Source organism: Sphingobium sp. FG58 (assembly GCF_057809055.1).
In genome coordinates this window covers 1-19,753 of the sequence record NZ_JBMDJF010000032.1, presented here as the reverse complement: position 1 = coordinate 19,753, position 19,753 = coordinate 1, and the positions used below count along the sequence as shown (strand labels likewise).

Here is a 19,753-nt window from a genome sequence, read left to right as displayed (position 1 = left end):
GACCGGCGACGGCACGCCTTTAATATATTGATAAAGTGCGTTCCGGGGAGGCTTTTGGGGCCATGCGATTTCATACATTCACTTTTGCGGGCCTGCCGGTAGCCTTGGCGGGGGCGTTGCTGATGGTGACGCCCGGCTTTGCAAAAAAGCAGGTCGCGGTCGGTCCCGTCATTGCCATGTCCGACGCGTTTCGCGCCAATGTGACGGCGGCGCAGGCCGCGCTGCAAGCACGTGACGTGACCACCGCCAATGCGCGCATCGCGGCGCTGGCGCCCATGTCGGACTTTGAAAATTATGTCGCGGCCGGGCTTCGGTTCGAACTGGCGGCGCAGCGCCGCGACGTGCAGGCGCAGCGGATCGCCCTGACCGACCTGTTCAAGACCAGTGCCTTGCCCAAGAAGGATGCGCCACGGCTGCGCTATGTCGCGGGCTATCTGTCCTATGCCGTGGGCAATTATGACGATGCGGTGGCGCAGCTCGATTATGCCAAGACGCTGGGTTATGACGGGATCGACGCCACCTTCCTGCGCGCCGACATTGCCTTGCGCCGCAACAAGTCCAAGGAGGCACGCCCGTTCGTCCAGCAGGCGCTGGCCCGTCAGCGCGCCTCCGGTCAGCCCATGCCGCTCGCATGGTCCGACCGCGCCATTTCCATGGCCTATCAGGCCGGGGACTGGACCGAAGTCGGCCAGCTCTATCGCGAACGGCTGACCCAGGCGGGCGCGCGGGAGGATTGGCGTTCGGCGATCACCAATTATCTGTCGGCCGCGGGCATAGATTCGCAGCTCCAGCTCGACCTGTATCGCCTGCAAGCCGCCAATGGCGCGATGGCGAGTGAACGGGATTATCAGGCCTATGCCCAACTGGCCGAGAAATCCGGCTATTTTGCCGAAGCCAAGTCCATCATCGAGGCTGGCCGCAAGGCCGGCAAGCTGACCGCGACCCAGCCTGCGACCACGTCGCTGTTGAAAGCGGTCACGCCCAAGGCGACCAAGGAAATCGCAGCCTTGCCCGCGCAGGCGAAGAAGGCGGCTGGCGCGGCGACTGGCAAGGACGCGCAGGCGGTGGCCGACAGCTATTTCTCGCTGGGGCAATTCCCCCAGGCGGTCGAGCAATATCGGCTGGCGCTGGCCAAGGGCGGTGTCGATGCAGGCCGGGTGAATGCGCGGCTTGGCGTGGCACTCGCGCGGTCGGGCGACCTGCCCGGCGCGCAGGCGGCTCTGAGTCAGGCCAGCGGCAACTGGGCCAGCGTGGCTGGCTTCTGGTCGGTGTGGGTCGATCAGCAAAGCCGCAAGGCCGCGTGATCGCGTGCCGGATCAGCTCATGATCCGGCACCGCCCCTGACAATTCACACCGGCAAAGGCACGCCCGGCAGATTCTTCGACGTGCGGATGGTGAGCGATGTCTTGACGCTCACCACATTGGGCGCTGGCGTCAGTTTGGACGTCAGAAATTGCTGAAAGCTCTGAAGGTCTTTCGCCACGACCTTCAGAATGAAATCTATCTCACCGTTCAGCATATGACATTCGCGAACCTCTGGCAGTTCCGCAACATGGTCCTGAAAGGCTTTGAGGTCCGCTTCCGCCTGGCTTTTCAGGCTCACCATCGCGAACACGGTGATGGTGTAGCCCAGCATTCCCGGATCGACCACAGCATGGTAGGAGGTGATGGCTCCCGCTTCCTCCAGCGATCGGACGCGGCGCAGGCATGGCGGCGCGGTCAGGCCGACCTTGCGTGCCAGTTCCACGTTGGTCATCCTGCCATCCTGCTGCAATTCACCCAGAATTTGCAGATCAATGTCGTCGATATTCGGGCCGGCCATTATTGTGCTTATTTCCTGTCCTGTTTTCCTGTCCCATCATAATAATGTTTCAGGGCAATGCAATTGTCCCACTATGCGACGATCGCTTTAGTTCGCGTAACCAGCCCCTTTTCCTTTGCGGGGCGAGGGCTTATCGGTAGGTGCGTGACAGCCGCTGAGCGCACCGGGCACCTGCCTGCGCCACGGCCATATGGGGATTATTGGTGCGTTTCAACGATCTGATGCAAACAGTGCTGGCCGCCGAGGACCGTGCCGGGCTGGGCGCGGTGACGTTGTGGCGTCAGTGCGTCGATCTGCTGGCGCAGCATGACCGCGCCGATCGCGCGCCGATGGCGGCGGACCAGCGGGCGGCATTGCTCGACCGATTGGCAGGGTTGCGCGCCAAGCTGTCGGAAACGCAGCGTATTGCCACCGTCGTCGAACTGGGCGGGCGGCTGCGGTCGGCCAGTCTGGTCGAGTTTTTTGCCCATGATCGCCCCTCCATTGCCGCCGCCGCGATGGCACGGGCGCAACTGCCCGACATGATGTGGGAAGATTTGCTGCCCCGGCTGACGCCCACGGCGCGCGGCGTCCTGCGCGGGCGGCGCGATATCGGTCCGGCGGCGCGACTGGCGCTCGAAGCTTTTGGCCCGTCCGATCTGGTGCTGACCACCGTGCGGCAGGATATGGTGGGCGATAGCGATATGCTGCTTACCGCAGACATGGTCCCGGCGAACGACGCGCTGGATTTGGAGGCGGAGACCGGCACGGTCACGCCGCTGCGCGCGCCAGTCGGCGACAAGGACCAGATTCGCAATCTGGTCGACCGGATCGCCCATTTCACCAGCACCCGGCCACCACCCCCGCCGCTGGAATCGTTGGCGGCAGAGGAGCCTGACAGCATCGCACCGCCGCGCGATTTCGCGTTCGAGACGGACGCCGCAGGCACCATCCTGTGGATCGATCAGGGGCCGCGCGCGGCGCTGATCGGCCTGTCGCTGGGCGAAGTAGCGCTGGAGGGCGGCAGCGGACCGGATGGCCATGTCGCGGGAGCTTTTGCCCGGCGCAGCGGGTTTCAGAATGGCCGGTTCGCCATTGTCGGCGGGACGATGGCGGGCGAATGGCGATTGTCCGCCACGCCCTTTTTCGATCCCCGTTCAGGCCGCTTTCAGGGCTATCGCGGCCAGGCGCGTCGTCCCTTCCTGCACGAAGTAGCCGCGCAGCATGCGCCTGCGCCAGACGGGCTGAGCGGCCTGTCGGCGGATTCGCTGCGCCAGCTGGTGCATGAACTGCGCACACCGCTGAACGCCATATTGGGCTTTGCCGAGATTATCGAACAGGAATTGTTCGGCCCGGCGGGCGCAGAATATCGCGACATGGCGGGCAATATCGCGGTTGATGCTCGTCATCTGCTGGCGGCCTTCGACGATCTGGACCTTGCCGCCCGCGTATCGCGCGGCGACGATGTCAGTGCGCCGCAATTGCTCGATCCCGAGCCGCTGGTGCGCCAGATCGCCAACCGCTTCCGCGATCAGGGCGCTGCGCCGGTGGACATCGCCATGGCACCCGACCTGCCGCCAGTGCGGATCGATCCGGTGCAAGGCGAACGCATGGTCCAGCATCTGTTGCGCACGCTCATTTCCGTCGCGCCAAAGGGGGAGGCGGTGACCGGTGCCTGCTGGTTCCAGCCCGAAGGCACCAATGGCCGGGTTGTGCTGGCCATCGACCGTCCCTCCAGCCTGGCGGGCATGGAAGAAGCGCAACTGCTCGATCCGGGCTATACCTCCGAAGGCGACTGGGCCGATGGCCCGCTGCTGGGGCTGGGCTTTTCGCTACGGCTGATCCGCAGCCTCGCCGGGACATGTGGCGGCAGTCTGGAAGTGGAGCCGGGGCGGCTGCTGCTCGCCATTCCCGCCGCCAGCGTTGCCGAAGACACGGCCCACGCCTGACGCGCACGGCAACCCTATGGCAACCATTGCGCGCTATGGGTAGCGCATGACTGTTTCCTCCCATGACGGCAACCTGCTGGCCCCGCCCTTGCCGCAGGACAGGATCACCCTCGATCCTGCGTTCGGCACGCGATTCATGCTATTCGTCGATACCGAAGAAGAATTTGACTGGAACGCCCCGTTCAGCCGGACCGGCCATGGTGTCACCGCCCTGCGGGGCATGGCGCGGGGGCAGGCCTATTTCGCGGCAGCAGGCGTCAAGCCCATCTATGTCACCGATTATCCCGTAATCGATAGCGACGCCGCATCAGCGATGATGGCGCAATGGGTCAGCGACGGCACCGCCGATATCGGCGCGCATCTCCACCCTTGGGTCAACCCGCCCCATGTCGAGGAAGTCAGCGCGGCCAACTCCTATGTCGGCTTCCTGCCCGAAGCGGTAGAACGCGCCAAGCTGGAGGCGCTGTGCCGCCGGATCGAGGAGCGCTTTGGCCAGCGGCCCATCGCCTATCGCGCCGGTCGCTATGGCGTTGGTCCCAACAGCGCGCGGTTGCTGCGCGACGCCGGATTCCGGCTCGACAGTTCGGTGCGCAGCCGCTTCGACTATAGTCACCAGCATGGCCCGGATTTTTGCGGGTTGCCCCAGACGCCCTATTGGGCTGGTCCCGACCGGACGCTGGTGGAATTGCCGCTGTCCACCGCCTTTGTCGGCCTGCTGCGCGGCGCGGGCGAACGTCTCTACCGCGCGGCCCAGTCCATGGGACCGCTCGCCGGCGCCCTGTCGCGCGCCCGGATGCTGAGCCGCGTGCCGCTAACTCCCGAAGGCATCTCCGCCGCCGAAGCCATTGCCGCGATCGACGCCTTGATCGAGGAAGGCGTCCCCGTCCTCAATTTCAGCTTCCATTCGCCCACGCTGGAGCCGGGCCATACCCCCTATGTCCGCAATGAGGCCGACCGCACCGCCTTTTACGGCTGGTGGGACGCGGTGCTGGCGCATCTCGCGAAACGGGGCGTCGGGGCAGCCAGCCTGGATCAGTTTCTTAACGCCATTCCCATGCGTATCGAGGCTTGCCAAGCGGCGTGATGCTGCCTAATCGGGCGTTCGTTGACAAGGTGGGGCCTGTAGCTCAACTGGTTAGAGCTGTCCGCTCATAACGGATAGGTTGCGGGTTCAAGTCCTGCCGGGCCCACCAATTTCCATCATTGCACATCCATGCTGGCACGCACCCCTCGCGCGGCAGACACGCACCCTCATTTCGCTCTCTTCCGTTGCTCCCTGAGCATCAGATGACAGGCAAGGCTGTCATGGCCATCGGTCCGGGGCTTTTCCCATGGTGGCGACCAGTCAATGGGTGCTTCGCCGCAAAAATAACGTCCCGTCCCGGCACTGCTTTTCGCATCAGCCGATGTCGAAAGCGCCGTGGCCATCATGCCCAGCGCCAATATCAGCCTGCTAGACGGCATGACTGAATCGTCCTTCGGCCGGGCGAAGATAGGCGTCGAAGCAGGCCGCGACGGACCGGGCATAGGGTTGCGCCTCCGGGCGAATTTCGATCATCCCATCATTCACACGAGCGATGCCCATGTCGACAAATCTGGCCAGGTCGCGGGATTGCCCAATCCCCTCGCTTGGCGCTGCGCCGTCGCATAGCAAGCGCTCGATCAGTCGGCCGCGTTGCTGGTCGTCAGCGCTGCGCCTGACGCCGCGCGTCGCGGTCAGCCGCGCCTGGGCGACCAACTCCCTATAGGCACCGGCATTTTTCTCATTCTGCACGATCAGGTCGGGAAACTGGCTGATTGCGCTGGCGCCCAGGCCAATCAGAACGTCGCTGTCATCCTCGGTAAAGCCCTGAAAATTGCGTCGCAGCGTGCCACTGGTCGCGGCCTGCGCCAGGGGATCGTCGGGCAGCGCGAAATGGTCAAAGCCGATGGCGCGATAGCCCGCAGCAGTCAGCATCTTATGACCCTGCGTCGCCATCGCGAAACGCATGGCCATGTCGGGAAGGTCGGCTTGCGCAATCCGGCGCTGGCGATGCAGCAGGTGCGGCATATGCGCATAGCCGAACAGGGCAATACGCGCTGGCGCCAGGCGGATGCTTGTCTCCAGTGTCTCCGCCAGATCCGCCTCGCTTTGGCCCGGCAGGCCGTACATCAGGTCGAAGCCGACGTCGATTTGAACCCGGCGCAGCCCGGCAACCGCCGCTTCCACCATATCGACCGGCTGCATCCGCCCTATCGCCTGCTGGACGTGCGGCGCAAAGGTCTGCACGCCCAGATTGACGCGCGAAACACCGATCTGGCCCATGGCGTCGATCCATGCCTGGTCCAGGCGACGCGGATCGATTTCGACCGACAGGGCAGCCGCGCTGGTATCAAAACATAGCAGCAACTGGTGATTGAGCCGGACCCAGTCGACCAGCGGCAGTGAATTCGGGCTGCCACCGCCAAAGGCGATATGGGTCACGCGCCTCCGCCCGCCCAGGCGTGACGCGACCATCGCGATTTCCTGCTCCAGTGCATCGACATAGGTGGCGAGCCGTCGGGGCCGGGTCGCGGCCCCGGTGTTGCAGCCGCAATACCAGCAGATGTCGTGGCAATAGGGGATGTGCAGATAGAGCGAGATCCCGGCGTCCTGGGGCAGCGTATCGAGCCGCTCCGCCAGCGCCTGCGCTCCGACGGCGTCGGTGAACTGCGCTGCGGTGGGGTAGCTGGTGTAGCGCGGCACGGGGTCCGCCAGCAAATCTGGATGGTAACGGAACATGGAATGCGGCCTGCCACCAGCCGCGTGTCAACGCATTGCGCAGGATCAAATTTCAGATTGCGCGGCGTCAAGGAACGACCGGCAGGCCAAGCCTACAAGCCATTATTGACCACAACATCAGGGACGGAGACGATAATGCGCATAAAGACTTTCTTGCTGGCCGGCGCCATGACCGGCGCACTGATTGCCGGACCGGCCCAGGCCAAACAGGGTGACATTCTGCTGCGCGTGCGCACGATCATGGTCGCGCCCAACGAAAAGAGCGGCAGTGTTCTGCCCGCATTTCCGGGCGAAAAGGTGTCGGTGGACAACAGCATCATGCCCGAAATCGACGTTACCTATATGGCGACCGACCATATCGGCTTCGAGTTGATCGCCGCGACCACGAAACATAGCGCCAGCGGCCGCACGGGGACCACCGGCAGCATCGGCAAGCTCGCCTCGACCTGGGTACTGCCGCCGACGCTGACGATCCAATATCACCCCGTGGTCGATGGCCATATCCGCCCTTATGTCGGTGCGGGCATCAACTATACGCTTTTCTACGCCGAAGATGCATCCACCGCCCTGGAGACAGCGGTTGGCAAGACCAAGGTGCATATGAAGGATAGCGTCGGTTGGGCCGGGCAGGTGGGCGTGGATATCGACCTGAACGACAAAATTTTCCTCAATATCGACATCAAATATATCGACATCGACACCAGGGCACGACTGGCAACCACGGCGGCAGGCATCCAGCGCGTCAAGCTGGGCCTCGACCCGCTGGTATTCGGCGTCGGCGTCGGCATGCGCTTCTGATCGCGAACCTGTCGCGCAGACAAATGGCTCGGACGATCCGTCGTCCGGGGCATTTTGCCGTTTGCTATCACAAAATATTCAGAGACCCGCCTAGACATGCACGCACTGGTAGTATGGGACACCCGCGATGACTGACCATAGAGGCAAGAATCCGGGTATTTCAGTAGCGGCTTGGTAAGCTGGAAGAAGCCGAGGCCGTCCTCGTTCACCATTCTGTTCGGCTCATTTGACGCATGAGTTGAGCGCGAGGTGCTACACGGTATCAAAAGCGGTGTATTTACGCGTAACTATGTGGCGGCGGTTATCGCTGCTCTGTGCCGACGGCAACACGATGTGACATGGGAGACGCAATCAATTATCTCAGGTCGACCTCGATGCTCCGGTTCCATGCGAACTCAGCAAATGCCCAAGCATCTTGCGCTCCGAAGAATATGGCAAGCATCACCAATGCAAGCATTGCCAGCGCTATCGGCGTCATAAAAAGAAGATACGCGGTCATCGACCACCAGGCATGACGTTTCACCTGCTTCGCCGTGCGACGGACCATCCGCTTAGTCTTTTCATTTTTGTATGGACGCTTAGCCACGCTCACCAGAAAGCGAAGTGTTCGCTGGTTCGGCTTCATCGGTAGCATCACACTGCCCTGAAACGTGGAATCAACTAAATTCCAGAAATGATAAAGAAAGACCAAGGACATGCCGCCGCGTATGACCACAACGTCCTTGATCGCTACCTTCAAACCTCCGGCATCAAACTCCGACGGTTTGATTTCCAGCAAGTGTGAGAGGAGTAGCAAGAGCGCAAAGAAAAGAACCCTCGTTTGAAGGCGCTGCGACTCCTTGCGATATTCCGCTCCGATCGTCGAATAGTGGTCGCTTACCATGTGCGTTCATCCCCAACATCGGCCTGCCGGAGGTGGCGTCGAAATTCAACGCCTGTTGCCGAAGACGGCAGTTTGAGCGACTACAAATTGGCTTGAAAGCAAATTGCAAGCACGGTTCGGAGCGATTTCTACCGGAGCAAGTTACTATACTTGCTGGGAAAATGGTGGACGCACTTGGGCTCGAACCAAGGACCCGCTGATTAAGAGTCAGCTGCTCTACCAACTGAGCTATGCGTCCACACCGGCAACCGGGCGGTCTGGATGACCAGTGCCCGTTGGCGTGGGCGGGCAATTAGCAGCGTCATCGGGATTCGCAAACCCTAAATTGCGTTGCGGCGCAGAAATATTGCCCAGTTCCGTGTCGCCCCCGGCTTCAGCCCCAGTTGCCGGGGTTGCTGGCGCGGCTGTTCGAACGGTCGATCGCCATGATGATGCCCACGCACAGCATGACCGTCAGCATCGATGATCCGCCATAGGACATGAAGGGCAGGGGGATGCCCACAACCGGGGCCAGCCCCATCACCATCATCAGGTTGATCGCGACATAGAAGAAGATCGTCGTCGTCAGCCCCGCCGCGACCAGCCGGGCGAAGCGGTCGCTCGTGCGCATGGCCACGCGCAGACCCCAGCGGAACAGCAGCATGAATGCGCCGATCAGCAACAGGCCGCCCGCCATCCCCCATTCCTCCGCCATGGTGGCGAACACGAAATCGGTATGGCCTTCGGGCAGATAGTCGAGATGGCTTTGCGACCCCTGTAGAAAGCCCTTGCCCCAGATGCCGCCCGAACCGATCGCGATCTTCGACTGGCTGATATGATAGCCCGCGCCCAGCGGATCGCTTTCCGGGTCCATGAAGATGAGGACGCGCTTTTGCTGATAGTCGTGCAGGAAGCTGAAAGCGACCGGCACGATCGCCGCCAGCGTCAGTCCCGATCCGATGAACAGCCGCAGCGGCAGCCCGGCCAGGAACATGACGGTCACGCCGCCCGCCAGAATCATCGTGGCGGTGCCAAGGTCGGGCTGCACCAGCACCAGCGCCCATGGCAAGCCGATCAGCACCAGCGCGGGCCAGATCGCGTTCCAGCTGCGGATTTCGCCCACGGGCAATCGGGCATAGAATCGCGCGACCGCCAGCACGATGATCGGCTTCATAAATTCAGACGGCTGAAGCTGCATGAAGCCGAGGTTAATCCAGCGCTGGCTGCCCCCCGCGACCCCGCCGATCAGTTCGACCAGAAACAGTGCGATCAGCACGCCGGCATAAGCGGGAAAGGCAAAGCGCGCGAAAATCTCCAGCGGAATTCGGCTCAGCACCAGCGCCATCCCGGAAAACACGCAGAAGCGCACCGCCTGATTGGTCGCCCAGGGAAAGATGCTGCCGCCCGCCGCGCTGTAGAGAACCAGCGTGCCGAAAATCGCGATGGCCAGCAGCAGCGCCAGAACGCGCCAGGGAAATTGGGTGAGGGGCTGGGGAATGATGCTCATGGGGCGTCGGCCACATTGCTGCCGGGCGGGGGCGGGACGTCGCCTGCCTCATCGGCTGCTGGGGGAGCAGGCGGTGGCGTGGCGCTGTTGCCGGCCTCTGCCGCATTGCTGGCATTGTCGGCGGCGGGTGGTGGCACTTCGCCCTTCTCGATCGCGCGGGCCAGGCGGAACGCGCCCATCTGCCGCGCCTGCCGCTCCGTTGGGGTGCCGCCCCAGCCTTTCTCCAGCGTCTCCAGCTTCTCCATCGCCTTTTTGGGATCGAACAGATAGGACAGCGTATCGCTTGCGATCATCGGCGCATCCTCGTTGCGGATCATATGCCCGCCATGTTCGATGATGCAGCCGACCGCATAGCGCGGGTTGTCGAATGGCGCGAACCCCTGGAACAGCGCATGGTCGCGCAGCTTGAACGCCAGCGAAGCGTCGCGTCGCACCCCGCCTGCGCGTTCCGCCATGGTGATCCGCCGGACCTGCGCGGTGCCGGTCTTGCCCGCGATCAGCACATCGGGAATGGCCATGCGCGCGGCCCCGCCGGTGCCGCCGCCATTGACCACCGCGCTCATGGCGTCACGGATGATCGCCAGATGCTCTTCCGACGCACCGACGGAGGAGGGCGCAGGCCGTTTCGCGCCATGCAGGAAATTGGGCATCAACTGCTTGCCGGTCGCCAGCCGCGCCGCCATCACCGCCATCTGCAACGGGTTGATCAACATATAGCCCTGACCGATGGTGGCGTTCACCGTGTCGTACACCTGCCATTTCTGGTCATATTTCTTCAGCTTCCAGGCCGGGTCTGGCACCGTGCCATAACTCTGGCTGGGGAAGGGCAGGTCGAACCGCTGCCCCATGCCGCACCGCCGCGCCATCGCCGCGATCCGGTCCATGCCGATCCGCTGGGCCATCTGGTAGAAATATATGTCGCAGCTCTGGGCGATCGCCGTGCGCATATTGACCGCGCCATGGCCGCGCCGCTTGTGACAGTGGAACAGCGTATTGCCGACCCGCAGCGCACCGGCGCATCCGACCGTCTCCTGCGGCCCGATTCCTGCCTCCAGCAGTGCCAGCGCCACCATCGGCTTCACCGTCGATCCGGGCGGATATAGGCCCTGCAACGTCTTGTTGCGCAACGGCACATGGTCGTCCTGCGACAGCATCGCCCATTCCAGCTGGCTGATGCCGTCGGAAAAGCTGTTGGGGTCGAAACTGGGCATCGACGCCATCGCCAGCACGTCGCCATTGGTGCAATCGATGACGACCACGGAGCCGCTCTGGGTCGCCAGCCGCCGCCCGGCATATTCCTGCAATCCCGCGTCGATCGTCAGCTTGATCGAATGGCCCGGCGTATCGGGTCGGGTAGTGAGTTCGCGCACAATCTTGCCGCGCGCGGTCACTTCCACCCGCTTGGCGCCCGGCTGGCCGGTCAGATGCTCGTCAAACGCGCGCTCCAGCCCGTCCTTGCCGACCTTGAAGCCCGGCGTGATCAGCAACGGGTTCTTGCGTTCCTTATATTCCTCCGCCGTTGCTGCGCCGACATAGCCCAGCAGATGGCCGACCGTGGACCCGGCGGGATAATGGCGCGAAAACCCTTGGCTGGGCGCTACGCCGGGCAGGTCGGGCAGGCGCACGCTGACGGCGGCATATTGGTCGTAAGTCAGCTTGTCGGCGACCTGCACCGGGCGGAAGCCCGCCGACTTGTCCAGTTCCTCGCGGATGCGATCGACCTCGTCCGATTCCAGGCTCAGCAATTGCGCCAGATGCTTCACCGTCGCATCGGCATCCACTACCCGCTGCGGGATCAGGTCGACGCGAAAGTCGGTGCGGTTGTTCGCCAGTGGCCGCCCATTACGGTCGATGATCCAGCCCCGGCGTGGCGGGATCAGCGTCAGGTTGACCCGGTTGCTCTCCGACAGCAGCGTATATTTCTCATTTTCCGCAATGCTGATCCACGCCATGCGCGCGGCCAGCAGCGCACCAATTCCCCCCTGTATCGCCCCCAGCACCATGGTGCGGCGGGTGAAGGTGAAGGTCTGGGCAGCTTCGGTGATGATCTTATGTTTGGGGCCGGGGAACTTCATGCCATCACACGCCAGCGGTCAATCCGCGCGCATTGCCGGACGACGAAGGGAAACAGCAATATCGTCCAGAACATCTGTGGCGCGACCAACAGGAACCTCACATCGCCTCCGCCGGTGATGCGGGCAAAAAACAACCCACCGGCCATGCAGAATATAATGGCGAAACCGGCGATCAGCCAGTCCTGCCGGTAACTGCGCCATATCATGCGATGTTCGATCGCGTCGACGCCCATCAGCATGACCGTCCACAGGAACATGGCGCACCCGATCGGCTGGCCGCTCATCATATCGTCGAACAGGCCCAGCGGCAGCCCGATCCACGCCCGCCACAATTCCGGGCGCAGCAACCGCCAGGACAGCAGGATCAGCAGGCCGAAGGGCGGCATCACCGGCGATTGCGCGATCAGCGGCAGCGCGGTGACGGTCGATCCCAGCATGACGGTGATCACCGGGATGCCCGCCAGCCGGAAGCGGGACGGGTTCCGCCCCAGACGCGGCACATGGTAGAGATGTCGGTCGATCATGGCGTCGCGGCGTTACCCGGCTCAGCGCCCTGCGGCGGGGCGGGCGCGGCAGGATCGGGCCGGGTCACGACCTGCTCATAGGCCCGCTCGACCACGACCGCATCGACGCGCGAGGGATTGGCGAGCGGGAAGCCCCAGGCGATCTCACCCTGCACCCGCACGATCACCGCGACCGGGATGTTGGGTTGATAAATGCCGCCAATGCCAGACGTCACCAGCAGGTCGCCCGGCTTGAACGGATTGCGCCCCGCCGACAGCGCCCGAATTTCCAGCGATCCATCGCCAGCTCCGGTCGAAATGGCGGGGATATTGTCGCTCGCCCGGCGGACCGGAACGATGCTGCCGGTGTCGGTCAGCAACAGCACGTCGGACGTGTTGGGCGTGGTGCTGTGGACCCGCCCGATCAGCCCCTCGGTCGCACGCACCGGCATCCCCGGCAGCACGCCCTGCCAGCGCCCGGCATTGAGGCGCGCAAAGCGCCGCGCGCTGCTGGAGGAGGAAGAGATCAGCCGCGCCGTCAGCAACTGGCTGGCATCCTCGTCCACCAGCTTCAGCAACTTCTTGAGCCGCGCATTTTCCTGCGCGACGGCCTTGGCTTCGATGATGCGGTTGCGGTCCGCCTCGACCTGACGGCGCAGCGCGACATTTTGCGATCCCGCGCGCCAATAGGCGGCCAGCACCTCATCGACGGAGCTGACGCCGCTCACCATATTTTTCAGGCCCGCCGACACAGGGCGCGTCACTTCGGCCGTGACCGCGCGAATCCCTGCAAAACCCGTGGGATCGAAGATCGCGACAACAACCAGCAACAGCCCGATCGCTGCGCCGGTGATCGCCACCACATAGCTGGCGAACAGGCTATATTGCGCCTTCCGGTTGTGTCCGGGGCGGCGGCTGGGTGGCCGCGCCATCACCGCGTCCCTTTCGCTCTGGCCTACCGATCAGGCGGTTTGCAATACACCCCGGAAGATCGGATCTTCCATCGCGCGGCCAGTGCCGATCGCCACGCAGGTCAGCGGATCTTCGGCGATGGTGACGGGCAGGCCAGTCTCGTCGCGCAGCTCGTCATCCAGCCCCTTCAGCAGCGCGCCGCCACCGGTCAGGACGATGCCCTGATCGACGATATCGGCGGCCAGTTCAGGCGCGGTATTTTCCAGCGCAATCCGCACGCCTTCCACGATCGTGCTGATCGGCTCGGCCAGCGCATCGGCAATCTGGCCCTGATTGATGCTGATTTCCTTGGGCACGCCATTCACCAGGTCGCGACCCTTGATATGGATCGTCTCGCCCACGCCATCGGCGGGCGACTGGGCGATGCCATATTGCTTCTTGATCCGTTCCGCCGTGGCTTCGCCGATCAGCAGGTTATGATGGCGACGCACGAAGGATACGATCGCCTCGTCCATCTTGTCGCCGCCCACGCGGACGCTGGTGGTATAGGCCAGGCCGCGCAGCGACAGCACGGCAACTTCGGTCGTGCCACCGCCAATATCGACCACCATCGAACCGATCGGCTCGGTCACCGGCATGTCGGCCCCGATCGCGGCGGCCATCGGCTCCTCGATCAGGAACACCTGCCGCGCACCGGCATTGCTGGCCGCGTCGCGAATGGCGCGCCGCTCGACGCTGGTCGAGCCTGACGGCACGCAGATCACGATTTCGGGCGCGCGCCAGGGGCTGTGCTTGCCGCCATGCACCTTGGTGATGAAATGCTTGATCATCTGTTCTGCGACATCGATGTCGGCGATCACGCCATCACGCAGCGGCCGGATGGCCTCGATCGAATCCGGGGTCTTGCCCATCATCAGCTTGGCGTCGACGCCGACCGCCTTCACCCGCTTTACGCCATTGAGCGTTTCGACCGCCACCACCGACGGCTCGTTCAAGACGATGCCGCGACCGCGCACATAGACCACCGTGTTGGCGGTGCCCAGGTCAATGGCCATATCCTGCGAAGTGAATTTGAAGAGACGCGAGAAGATCGACATGCCTTATCCTGTATCGCCCGCCGTCCCCGCGACGCGACTTGGGGACCGGTCGGAAAGCTGTTCCGTTCGTCCGCTGCGCCGCATGGCTTCTGCCCTGTTCAGTCATCCTGTGCAGTGCAAAATATTTGGCCTCGCGGGTCGCGGAAAGCGACCGATTGGGCTAGTCCCTAATCAATGTCAATACGCCGCCTGCCCGAACATCTGGTCAATCGTATCGCTGCCGGTGAAGTGGTCGAAAGACCCGCCAGCGCGCTGAAGGAAATCGTCGAAAACGCTTTGGACGCAGGCGCGACTCGCATCGCCATCCGCCTGTCCAATGGCGGCCTCGATCGGATCGAGGTGAGCGACGACGGCGTCGGCATGGATTCGGCGGACATGGCGCTGGCGCTGGAGCGTCACGCCACGTCCAAAATGCCTGATGACGATGCCATTGAAAATGTGGCCACTCTGGGTTTCCGTGGCGAAGCGCTCCCCTCCATCGCCAGCGTCGCCCGCCTGTCGATCGACAGCCGGCGGCAGGGCGGCGAAGGCTGGAACCGCACGGTCGATAATGGCCAACTGGTGGCGGAGGGACCAGCCGCGCTGCCGCCCGGCACCCGCGTGACGATCGAGCAGCTTTTCGCCAAAGTCCCCGCCCGCCGCAAATTCCTGCGATCGGCCAAGGCCGAATATGCCGCCTGTCTCGACATCGTCCGCCGTCTCGCAATGGCACATCCCGCCGTCGCGTTTGCGCTGGAACATGACGGTCGCCGGACGCTCGGCGTGCAGGCGGGCGACGCGCGGGAGGAAAGGGTGGCCGCGCTCACCGACCGGGCGCTGGCCGAAAACCATGTCATCGTCAGCCTGGAGCGCGAAGGCGTGCGCCTGTCCGGCGTCGCCTCCATCCCCACCTACAATCGGGGCGTGGGCGATCATCAATATCTGTTCGTCAATGGCCGCCCGGTGCGCGACCGGCTGCTGATCGGCGCGCTGCGGGGCGCCTATGCCGACATGCTGGCGCGCGATCGCCATCCCGTCGTCGCCCTGTTTCTCGACGTGCCGCCGCTCGACGTGGACGTCAACGTCCACCCCGCCAAGACCGAGGTGCGCTTCCGCGATCCTGCCATGATCCGGGGCATGATCATCTCCGGCCTGCGCCGTGCGCTGGACGAACAGGGTTTTCGTTCGGTCCAGAACGCCGATCCCGCCGCACTTTCCGCCTGGCGCGCCGAACCCGTCTCGCCCACGCCGATTGGCGCGATGCCGATCTTCGACGCCGCATCGGTCAGCTACAACCCGCTCGCCTCATCCTCCTCCTTCGGCGATCGCCGGTCGAATTTCATGACGCCGCCGCCCCAGGCCCGCGCCGAACCCGCCATGGCCCCCGCACCCGAAGGCCAGAGCTTCCCGCTCGGCGTCGCCCGCGGCCAGGTCGCGCGCACCTATATCGTCGCGGAAGCCGAGGACGGCCTCGTCATCGTCGACCAGCACGCCGCCCATGAACGGCTGACGCTGGAGAGGATGCGCCGCGCGATGGAGGGGCAGGGCGTCCAGTCGCAGGCGCTGCTGCTCCCCGAAGTCGTCGAACTGGAAGAACCCGCTTGCGACCGGCTGGAGGCGCGCGCCGCAGAATTGCGCGACTTCGGCCTCGACCTCGAACGCTTCGGCCCCTCGGCCATGCTTGTCCGCGCTGTCCCCGCCATGCTCGGACAGTCGGACGTGCAAGGCCTCGTCAAAGACCTGGCAGACGATCTCGCCGCCTATGACAGCGCCCTGTCCTTGAAAGAACGGCTGGACCTCGTCGCCGCGACCATGGCCTGCCACGGATCGGTCCGCGCAGGCCGGGTGCTGAGCGTCGCGGAAATGAACGCGCTGCTCCGCGAAATGGAAGTGACGCCGCGCTCTGGCCAGTGCAACCATGGCCGACCGACCTGGGTGAAGCTGGGCCATGGCGACATAGAAAAATTGTTCGGAAGGAAGTGATCCGATGACCATCCTCGCTGCCTTGTTACTGGTCGCTGCCCCGGTCGCGGCCGCGGAATGCGCCACCCCCGCACCGCTCGCCGAACCCTGGACCAGCTGGACCCAGAGCGGACAGGCCAGGGCTGGCGCGCAAGCCCATGGCGCACCCGCGCTGATCCTGGGCAAGCCGGTCGTCGCGACCCTCATCCCCGCCGCCCATGTCCAGTTCGCCACGCCACCGGGCAAGGGTGCGAAGGAGGGGCATGGCGGCCTCTTCACCCTGTCGCTCAAACAGCCGGCACGGGTGGGGATTGCGCTCGACGGCCCGGCCTGGGTCGATGTCGCGACTGGCACCACCGCCGTCCCCTCGGTCGAGCATGGCCATGGCCCGGCTTGCTCTGGCATCCGCAAGATCGTCTGGTTCGACCTCCCCGCCGGGCGGCACCTGGTGCAGATCGCCGGATCGAAGGCCGCGGCCGTGCGGGTGATGGCGGCGGATGCGAAGGCGAACCAGCCCCTATAATCAACCCAGCGTGTTCCCGCGCAGGCCGGAACCCAGTCCCACGGTCAAACTGGGTTCCCGCCTACGCGGGAACACGCCGCTACTAAACCAAACTCAAACCGGTCGCGTCCGCCACATTGCGATCGGGATCATCGTCAGCACCGGCTTGTCGTCCTGATTGAGGATCGTCACCTTGCTGCGCACGATCCCCATTTCCGGGCGGCTTTGCGATACCTTCTTGTCGATCACCTCGCTGGTGCCGCGCAGCGTGTCGCCGGGCCGCACCGGGCGCAGCCAGCGCAGCTCGTCCACCCCCATAGCACCCAGGCTCGCCGCCTGCCGCCCCGGATCGCGCTGCATTTCGGTTACAAACATCTTCATGAACAAAGCGGTGGTGTGCCATCCGCTGGCCGACAGCGTGCCGAAATGGGTGGCCGCCGCCGCCTCGTCCGACAAATGGAAAGGCTGCGCGTCGAACTCGGCAGCAAAGGTGATCGTCTCCTCCCGGCTCACCGTCAGCGGGCCGAAGGCGAAGCTGTCGCCCACTTCAATATCCTCGAAATAGACCGTCGCGTCCGTCATGGCATTTCCTTTCATGACGGACCTAATGCCGGCTTACGTTTACGTCAATGTCAACTGATCTGGAGCGAGGGTTGGCCACGCGGCACGGTGATGCTCGCCCGCGTGCTGATCGCGCCGCCGGGCGTCGACACCTGATCCATCACCCGTGCCTTGGTCGTCCAGGCGTCGGGCGTCACCTCGCAGACCAGATAGCCGCGCTGGTCGTTGATGAATTTCAGCTCCGGGTTGTTCTTCAGCATCATGTCGCTGCCGGTCCGCCGGTCGGACCCGTTGCCGCCTGACGATATGGATGTGGACACAAATTCCACCGCCACCGTCTTGTCGCCATTGTCGAGCAGCCCGGCGAAATTCTGATGCTCGTCGCCCGTCAGCACCACGACATTGTCCAACCCGCGCATCTTCGCCAACAAGCGGTTGCGCGGTGCGCTATAGCCTGCCCAGCTGTCGATATTATAGATTTTCGCCTTCTCGTCCGCATAGCGCCGCCGGTCGAGCGACATCATCATCACCTGCTGCGCCAGGCAGTTCCACTTGGTCTGGCCCCGCGTCATGTTGCGCACCAGCCAACTTTCCTCCTCGGCGGAAATCACCTGCGCCTTGCTGTCGTCAATGCCGGGGCAATAGGGTTTGAACCCGTCATCGCATGGCTGGGCGCTGCGGAAGGATCGCGTATCGAGAAAATCGATCGACAGCAGGTCGCCAAAGCGCGCCTCGCGATACATGTTGGTGATGATGCCGTCGCGCGGCAGCATCGCGGCCCGCACCGGCATATATTCATACCAGACCTGCAAGCCCGCCTGCCGACGCAGGCGGAATATCTCCGGCGGCACATCCTTCCAATTATGGTCGCCGGTCCAGTTATTCTCCACCTCATGGTCGTCGAAGGTCGAAAACCATGTGTGTTTCGCCCGCGCCGCCTGCAAATCATAATCGCTCAGATATTGGGCATAGCGCAGCCGATAGTCGGCCACGTCGAAACAGTCCTGGCCGATATGATGGCGGATCTGATCCTCCGGCAGCCCGTCCTTGTCATAGTCCGGCCCCCGCTGCTTATATTCGTAGATGAAGTCGCCATAATGATAGACGAAATTCAGGTCATCCTCGCGCGCCAGATGGCGGAAGGCGGTGAACAGCCCATCCTCATAATTTTGGCAGCCTGCGACCCCGAATTTGAGGGCAGTGGGGCTGGCCGATGCCAACGGCAAAGTCCGCGCCCGCCCGCGCGACGACTGGTCGCTGCCCAGCGAAAAACGATACCAATAGGGCCGGTCGGGCTGCAATCCCGCCACCTCAACATGGACGCTATGCCCCAGTTCCGGCCGCGCGGTCGCCTCGCCCGATGCCACGATCGTCTTGAACCTGTCGTCGCTCGCCACCTCCCACTTCACGGGCAGCGGCACCATCGGCATCCCGCCATGCGGCTCGAACGGCTTGGGGGCAAGCTTGGTCCAGATGACGAAGCCGTCCGCCGCCGGATCACCCGACGTCACCCCCAAAGCGAAGGGATAGCCCGCAAACCAGCTTTGCGCCTTCAACAAAGCCGGCGCGCCGATCAGCGGGGCGGTGGTGGCAACGGTCAACAACTGGCGACGGGAAAACATGGGGGCGACCTTCTGTGAAGCTGTTTTAATACTGTCTCTTAGCCTGCTGATCTAGCCGCGCAATATGACAGAGATATGCAGCCCCTCAGACGATCCAGTCGCAGAGCACCCGCCACGCCTGCGCCTTTTGCGCGCGCGACAATGTGGCATGAGCGCCGCTGGAGGAGGGCAGGTCGATCAGCATCAGGTCACCCCGCGCGCCCAATTGCCGTCGCCCGTGCAGCGCCGCCGTCTTGCCGTTGAACGCCACCGCCTGCAAAGCGGGCAGAGCGGCGACGAAAGCGCTCAGGTCGCGCACGTCCGCATCGCTGATCGCGCTGTCCAGACTGCCGGGCCGGGTGGCGCTGGCCATCACATCCCACAGCCCGACACCTCGCGCCCGCAACCGCTCCAGCCGCAGCGCATAGGGCTGTCCCGCCAATGCCTCGCCCAGCACATCGCCGATCAGCGCCCAGAACGCATTGCCCCGATGCGCATAATATTCCTGTCGTGCGATCGACACATCGCCCGGCAGGCTGCCCAGAATCAGCAGCCTTGTGTCAGCATCGACGCTGGGCGGAAAGGCGAATTTGAGCGTAGGCTTCAAATCTCAACTGACCAAACTTGAACACCATGGCGCTCCAGCTTAATTTGCCGCTCAGTTGTGGGGAATGTGGGGGACGCAAAAAATACATACCGGTGTTGCTCGTTACGAAGAGCCATGACGTCCAGATCACGTGTCAATTTTCGGTTGTTTCGATAATCAACCGCTGCGAATGTTTCGGCACCAATCAATCCCTCTTCCATACTCATTATGTCGAGAGGAAGGATCGTGTCCCGCGGGATGGTGTAACAGCGGGTATCCTCGGTAGAGGATCGGACT

18 protein-coding genes and 2 tRNA genes are annotated in these 19,753 nt (G+C 63.6%); 7 read left to right on the top strand and 13 right to left on the bottom strand.

Going from position 1 to position 19,753, the window contains the following annotated elements; genetic code table 11:
• The first annotated feature begins 62 nt into the window (after positions 1 to 62).
• Positions 63 to 1,304, top strand: a complete 1,242-nt coding sequence (locus ACODR8_RS19220; RefSeq protein ID WP_489008743.1) for a hypothetical protein — start codon at positions 63 to 65, stop codon at positions 1,302 to 1,304.
• A gap of 44 nt (positions 1,305 to 1,348) precedes the next feature.
• On the opposite strand, the gene ACODR8_RS19215 is transcribed toward ACODR8_RS19220, so the two are convergent.
• Positions 1,349 to 1,822 carry an Lrp/AsnC family transcriptional regulator gene (locus tag ACODR8_RS19215; protein WP_006950751.1) on the bottom strand — a complete coding sequence of 158 codons (474 nt, stop codon included), beginning with the start codon at positions 1,820 to 1,822 and terminating at the stop codon, positions 1,349 to 1,351.
• Positions 1,823 to 2,025: 203 nt separating this feature from the next.
• Between ACODR8_RS19215 and ACODR8_RS19210 the strand changes: the two genes are divergently transcribed.
• The 3 genes from ACODR8_RS19210 (at position 2,026) to ACODR8_RS19200 (ending at position 4,943) form a co-directional block, all read left to right on the top strand.
• Complete coding sequence (locus ACODR8_RS19210) at positions 2,026 to 3,750, top strand: sensor histidine kinase (protein ID WP_489008742.1); 1,725 nt, start codon at positions 2,026 to 2,028, stop codon at positions 3,748 to 3,750.
• Between the two features lie 46 nt (positions 3,751 to 3,796).
• The gene (locus ACODR8_RS19205; RefSeq protein WP_489008741.1) at positions 3,797 to 4,834 is read left to right on the top strand and encodes a polysaccharide deacetylase family protein; all 1,038 of its coding nucleotides are present in this window, start codon (positions 3,797 to 3,799) and stop codon (positions 4,832 to 4,834) included.
• A 32-nt stretch (positions 4,835 to 4,866) separates the two neighbouring features.
• Positions 4,867 to 4,943 (top strand) — tRNA-Ile (locus ACODR8_RS19200).
• A 260-nt stretch (positions 4,944 to 5,203) separates the two neighbouring features.
• Here the strand turns inward: ACODR8_RS19200 and hemN are convergent.
• Complete coding sequence (gene hemN / locus ACODR8_RS19195) at positions 5,204 to 6,511, bottom strand: oxygen-independent coproporphyrinogen III oxidase (RefSeq protein WP_489008740.1); 1,308 nt, start codon at positions 6,509 to 6,511, stop codon at positions 5,204 to 5,206.
• A 135-nt stretch (positions 6,512 to 6,646) separates the two neighbouring features.
• Here hemN and ACODR8_RS19190 point away from each other — a divergent pair, with 135 nt between their 5' ends.
• Positions 6,647 to 7,309, top strand: coding sequence for an OmpW/AlkL family protein (locus ACODR8_RS19190; RefSeq protein ID WP_489008739.1), 663 nt, complete (start codon positions 6,647 to 6,649; stop codon positions 7,307 to 7,309).
• A 355-nt stretch (positions 7,310 to 7,664) separates the two neighbouring features.
• Here the strand turns inward: ACODR8_RS19190 and ACODR8_RS19185 are convergent, their stop codons facing one another.
• The 7 genes from ACODR8_RS19185 to ACODR8_RS19155 all read right to left on the bottom strand — a co-directional run bounded on the left by ACODR8_RS19185 (position 7,665) and on the right by ACODR8_RS19155 (position 14,265).
• The gene (locus tag ACODR8_RS19185; protein ID WP_489008738.1) at positions 7,665 to 8,192 is read right to left on the bottom strand and encodes a hypothetical protein; all 528 of its coding nucleotides are present in this window, start codon (positions 8,190 to 8,192) and stop codon (positions 7,665 to 7,667) included.
• Positions 8,193 to 8,354: 162 nt separating this feature from the next.
• Positions 8,355 to 8,430, bottom strand: a tRNA-Lys gene (locus tag ACODR8_RS19180).
• Positions 8,431 to 8,565: 135 nt separating this feature from the next.
• Entirely contained in the window at positions 8,566 to 9,678 is a 1,113-nt protein-coding gene (gene rodA, locus ACODR8_RS19175; protein WP_489008737.1) for a rod shape-determining protein RodA, read from the bottom strand.
• Positions 9,675 to 11,753 (bottom strand): penicillin-binding protein 2, encoded by a 2,079-nt coding sequence (gene mrdA, locus ACODR8_RS19170; RefSeq protein ID WP_489008736.1) that lies wholly within the window; start codon positions 11,751 to 11,753, stop codon positions 9,675 to 9,677. The genes rodA and mrdA overlap by 4 nt, the downstream gene beginning before the upstream one ends.
• Positions 11,750 to 12,277: a rod shape-determining protein MreD gene (mreD, locus tag ACODR8_RS19165; RefSeq protein WP_489008735.1), complete on the bottom strand. Its 528-nt coding sequence runs from the start codon at positions 12,275 to 12,277 to the stop codon at positions 11,750 to 11,752. The genes mrdA and mreD overlap by 4 nt, the downstream gene beginning before the upstream one ends.
• The gene (gene mreC / locus ACODR8_RS19160) at positions 12,274 to 13,188 is read right to left on the bottom strand and encodes a rod shape-determining protein MreC (protein WP_489008734.1); all 915 of its coding nucleotides are present in this window, start codon (positions 13,186 to 13,188) and stop codon (positions 12,274 to 12,276) included. The genes mreD and mreC overlap by 4 nt, the downstream gene beginning before the upstream one ends.
• Before the next feature lie 30 nt (positions 13,189 to 13,218).
• On the bottom strand, positions 13,219 to 14,265 hold the full coding sequence (locus ACODR8_RS19155) for a rod shape-determining protein (protein ID WP_006957952.1): 1,047 nt from the start codon (positions 14,263 to 14,265) through the stop codon (positions 13,219 to 13,221).
• Positions 14,266 to 14,439: 174 nt separating this feature from the next.
• On the opposite strand from ACODR8_RS19155, the gene mutL reads away from it, so the two are divergent.
• Both mutL and ACODR8_RS19145 read left to right on the top strand, forming a co-directional pair.
• On the top strand, positions 14,440 to 16,227 hold the full coding sequence (mutL, locus tag ACODR8_RS19150; protein WP_489008733.1) for a DNA mismatch repair endonuclease MutL: 1,788 nt from the start codon (positions 14,440 to 14,442) through the stop codon (positions 16,225 to 16,227).
• A gap of 4 nt (positions 16,228 to 16,231) precedes the next feature.
• Positions 16,232 to 16,729 (top strand): hypothetical protein, encoded by a 498-nt coding sequence (locus ACODR8_RS19145; RefSeq protein WP_489008732.1) that lies wholly within the window; start codon positions 16,232 to 16,234, stop codon positions 16,727 to 16,729.
• A 93-nt stretch (positions 16,730 to 16,822) separates the two neighbouring features.
• Here ACODR8_RS19145 and ACODR8_RS19140 read toward each other — a convergent pair whose 3' ends face one another.
• From ACODR8_RS19140 to ACODR8_RS19125, 4 genes are all read right to left on the bottom strand, one after another.
• Positions 16,823 to 17,290 (bottom strand): MaoC family dehydratase, encoded by a 468-nt coding sequence (locus ACODR8_RS19140; RefSeq protein WP_489008731.1) that lies wholly within the window; start codon positions 17,288 to 17,290, stop codon positions 16,823 to 16,825.
• Positions 17,291 to 17,340: 50 nt separating this feature from the next.
• On the bottom strand, positions 17,341 to 18,891 hold the full coding sequence (locus ACODR8_RS19135) for an alkaline phosphatase D family protein (RefSeq protein WP_489008730.1): 1,551 nt from the start codon (positions 18,889 to 18,891) through the stop codon (positions 17,341 to 17,343).
• Between the two features lie 85 nt (positions 18,892 to 18,976).
• Positions 18,977 to 19,477, bottom strand: coding sequence for a DNA-deoxyinosine glycosylase (locus tag ACODR8_RS19130; RefSeq protein WP_489008729.1), 501 nt, complete (start codon positions 19,475 to 19,477; stop codon positions 18,977 to 18,979).
• Positions 19,474 to 19,753 (bottom strand): hypothetical protein (locus ACODR8_RS19125; RefSeq protein WP_489008728.1); only part of this gene is annotated, 280 nt, incomplete at its 5' end. The genes ACODR8_RS19125 and ACODR8_RS19130, both read right to left, overlap by 4 nt.

What these genes read in the sequence shown, in the direction of transcription:
- ACODR8_RS19205 (WP_489008741.1), top strand. Translation starts at nt 3,797, where the DNA reads ATGACTGTTTCCTCCCATGACGGCAACCTGCTGGCCCCGCCCTTGCCG.
- ACODR8_RS19135 (WP_489008730.1), bottom strand. Translation starts at nt 18,891, where the DNA reads ATGTTTTCCCGTCGCCAGTTGTTGACCGTTGCCACCACCGCCCCGCTG.
- ACODR8_RS19220 (WP_489008743.1), top strand. Translation starts at nt 63, where the DNA reads ATGCGATTTCATACATTCACTTTTGCGGGCCTGCCGGTAGCCTTGGCG.
- ACODR8_RS19185 (WP_489008738.1), bottom strand. Translation starts at nt 8,192, where the DNA reads ATGGTAAGCGACCACTATTCGACGATCGGAGCGGAATATCGCAAGGAG.
- mrdA (WP_489008736.1), bottom strand. Translation starts at nt 11,753, where the DNA reads ATGAAGTTCCCCGGCCCCAAACATAAGATCATCACCGAAGCTGCCCAG.
- mreC (WP_489008734.1), bottom strand. Translation starts at nt 13,188, where the DNA reads ATGGCGCGGCCACCCAGCCGCCGCCCCGGACACAACCGGAAGGCGCAA.
- ACODR8_RS19155 (WP_006957952.1), bottom strand. Translation starts at nt 14,265, where the DNA reads ATGTCGATCTTCTCGCGTCTCTTCAAATTCACTTCGCAGGATATGGCC.
- ACODR8_RS19140 (WP_489008731.1), bottom strand. Translation starts at nt 17,290, where the DNA reads ATGACGGACGCGACGGTCTATTTCGAGGATATTGAAGTGGGCGACAGC.
- ACODR8_RS19190 (WP_489008739.1), top strand. Translation starts at nt 6,647, where the DNA reads ATGCGCATAAAGACTTTCTTGCTGGCCGGCGCCATGACCGGCGCACTG.
- hemN (WP_489008740.1), bottom strand. Translation starts at nt 6,511, where the DNA reads ATGTTCCGTTACCATCCAGATTTGCTGGCGGACCCCGTGCCGCGCTAC.
- mreD (WP_489008735.1), bottom strand. Translation starts at nt 12,277, where the DNA reads ATGATCGACCGACATCTCTACCATGTGCCGCGTCTGGGGCGGAACCCG.
- ACODR8_RS19145 (WP_489008732.1), top strand. Translation starts at nt 16,232, where the DNA reads ATGACCATCCTCGCTGCCTTGTTACTGGTCGCTGCCCCGGTCGCGGCC.
- ACODR8_RS19215 (WP_006950751.1), bottom strand. Translation starts at nt 1,822, where the DNA reads ATGGCCGGCCCGAATATCGACGACATTGATCTGCAAATTCTGGGTGAA.
- rodA (WP_489008737.1), bottom strand. Translation starts at nt 9,678, where the DNA reads ATGAGCATCATTCCCCAGCCCCTCACCCAATTTCCCTGGCGCGTTCTG.
- mutL (WP_489008733.1), top strand. Translation starts at nt 14,440, where the DNA reads ATGTCAATACGCCGCCTGCCCGAACATCTGGTCAATCGTATCGCTGCC.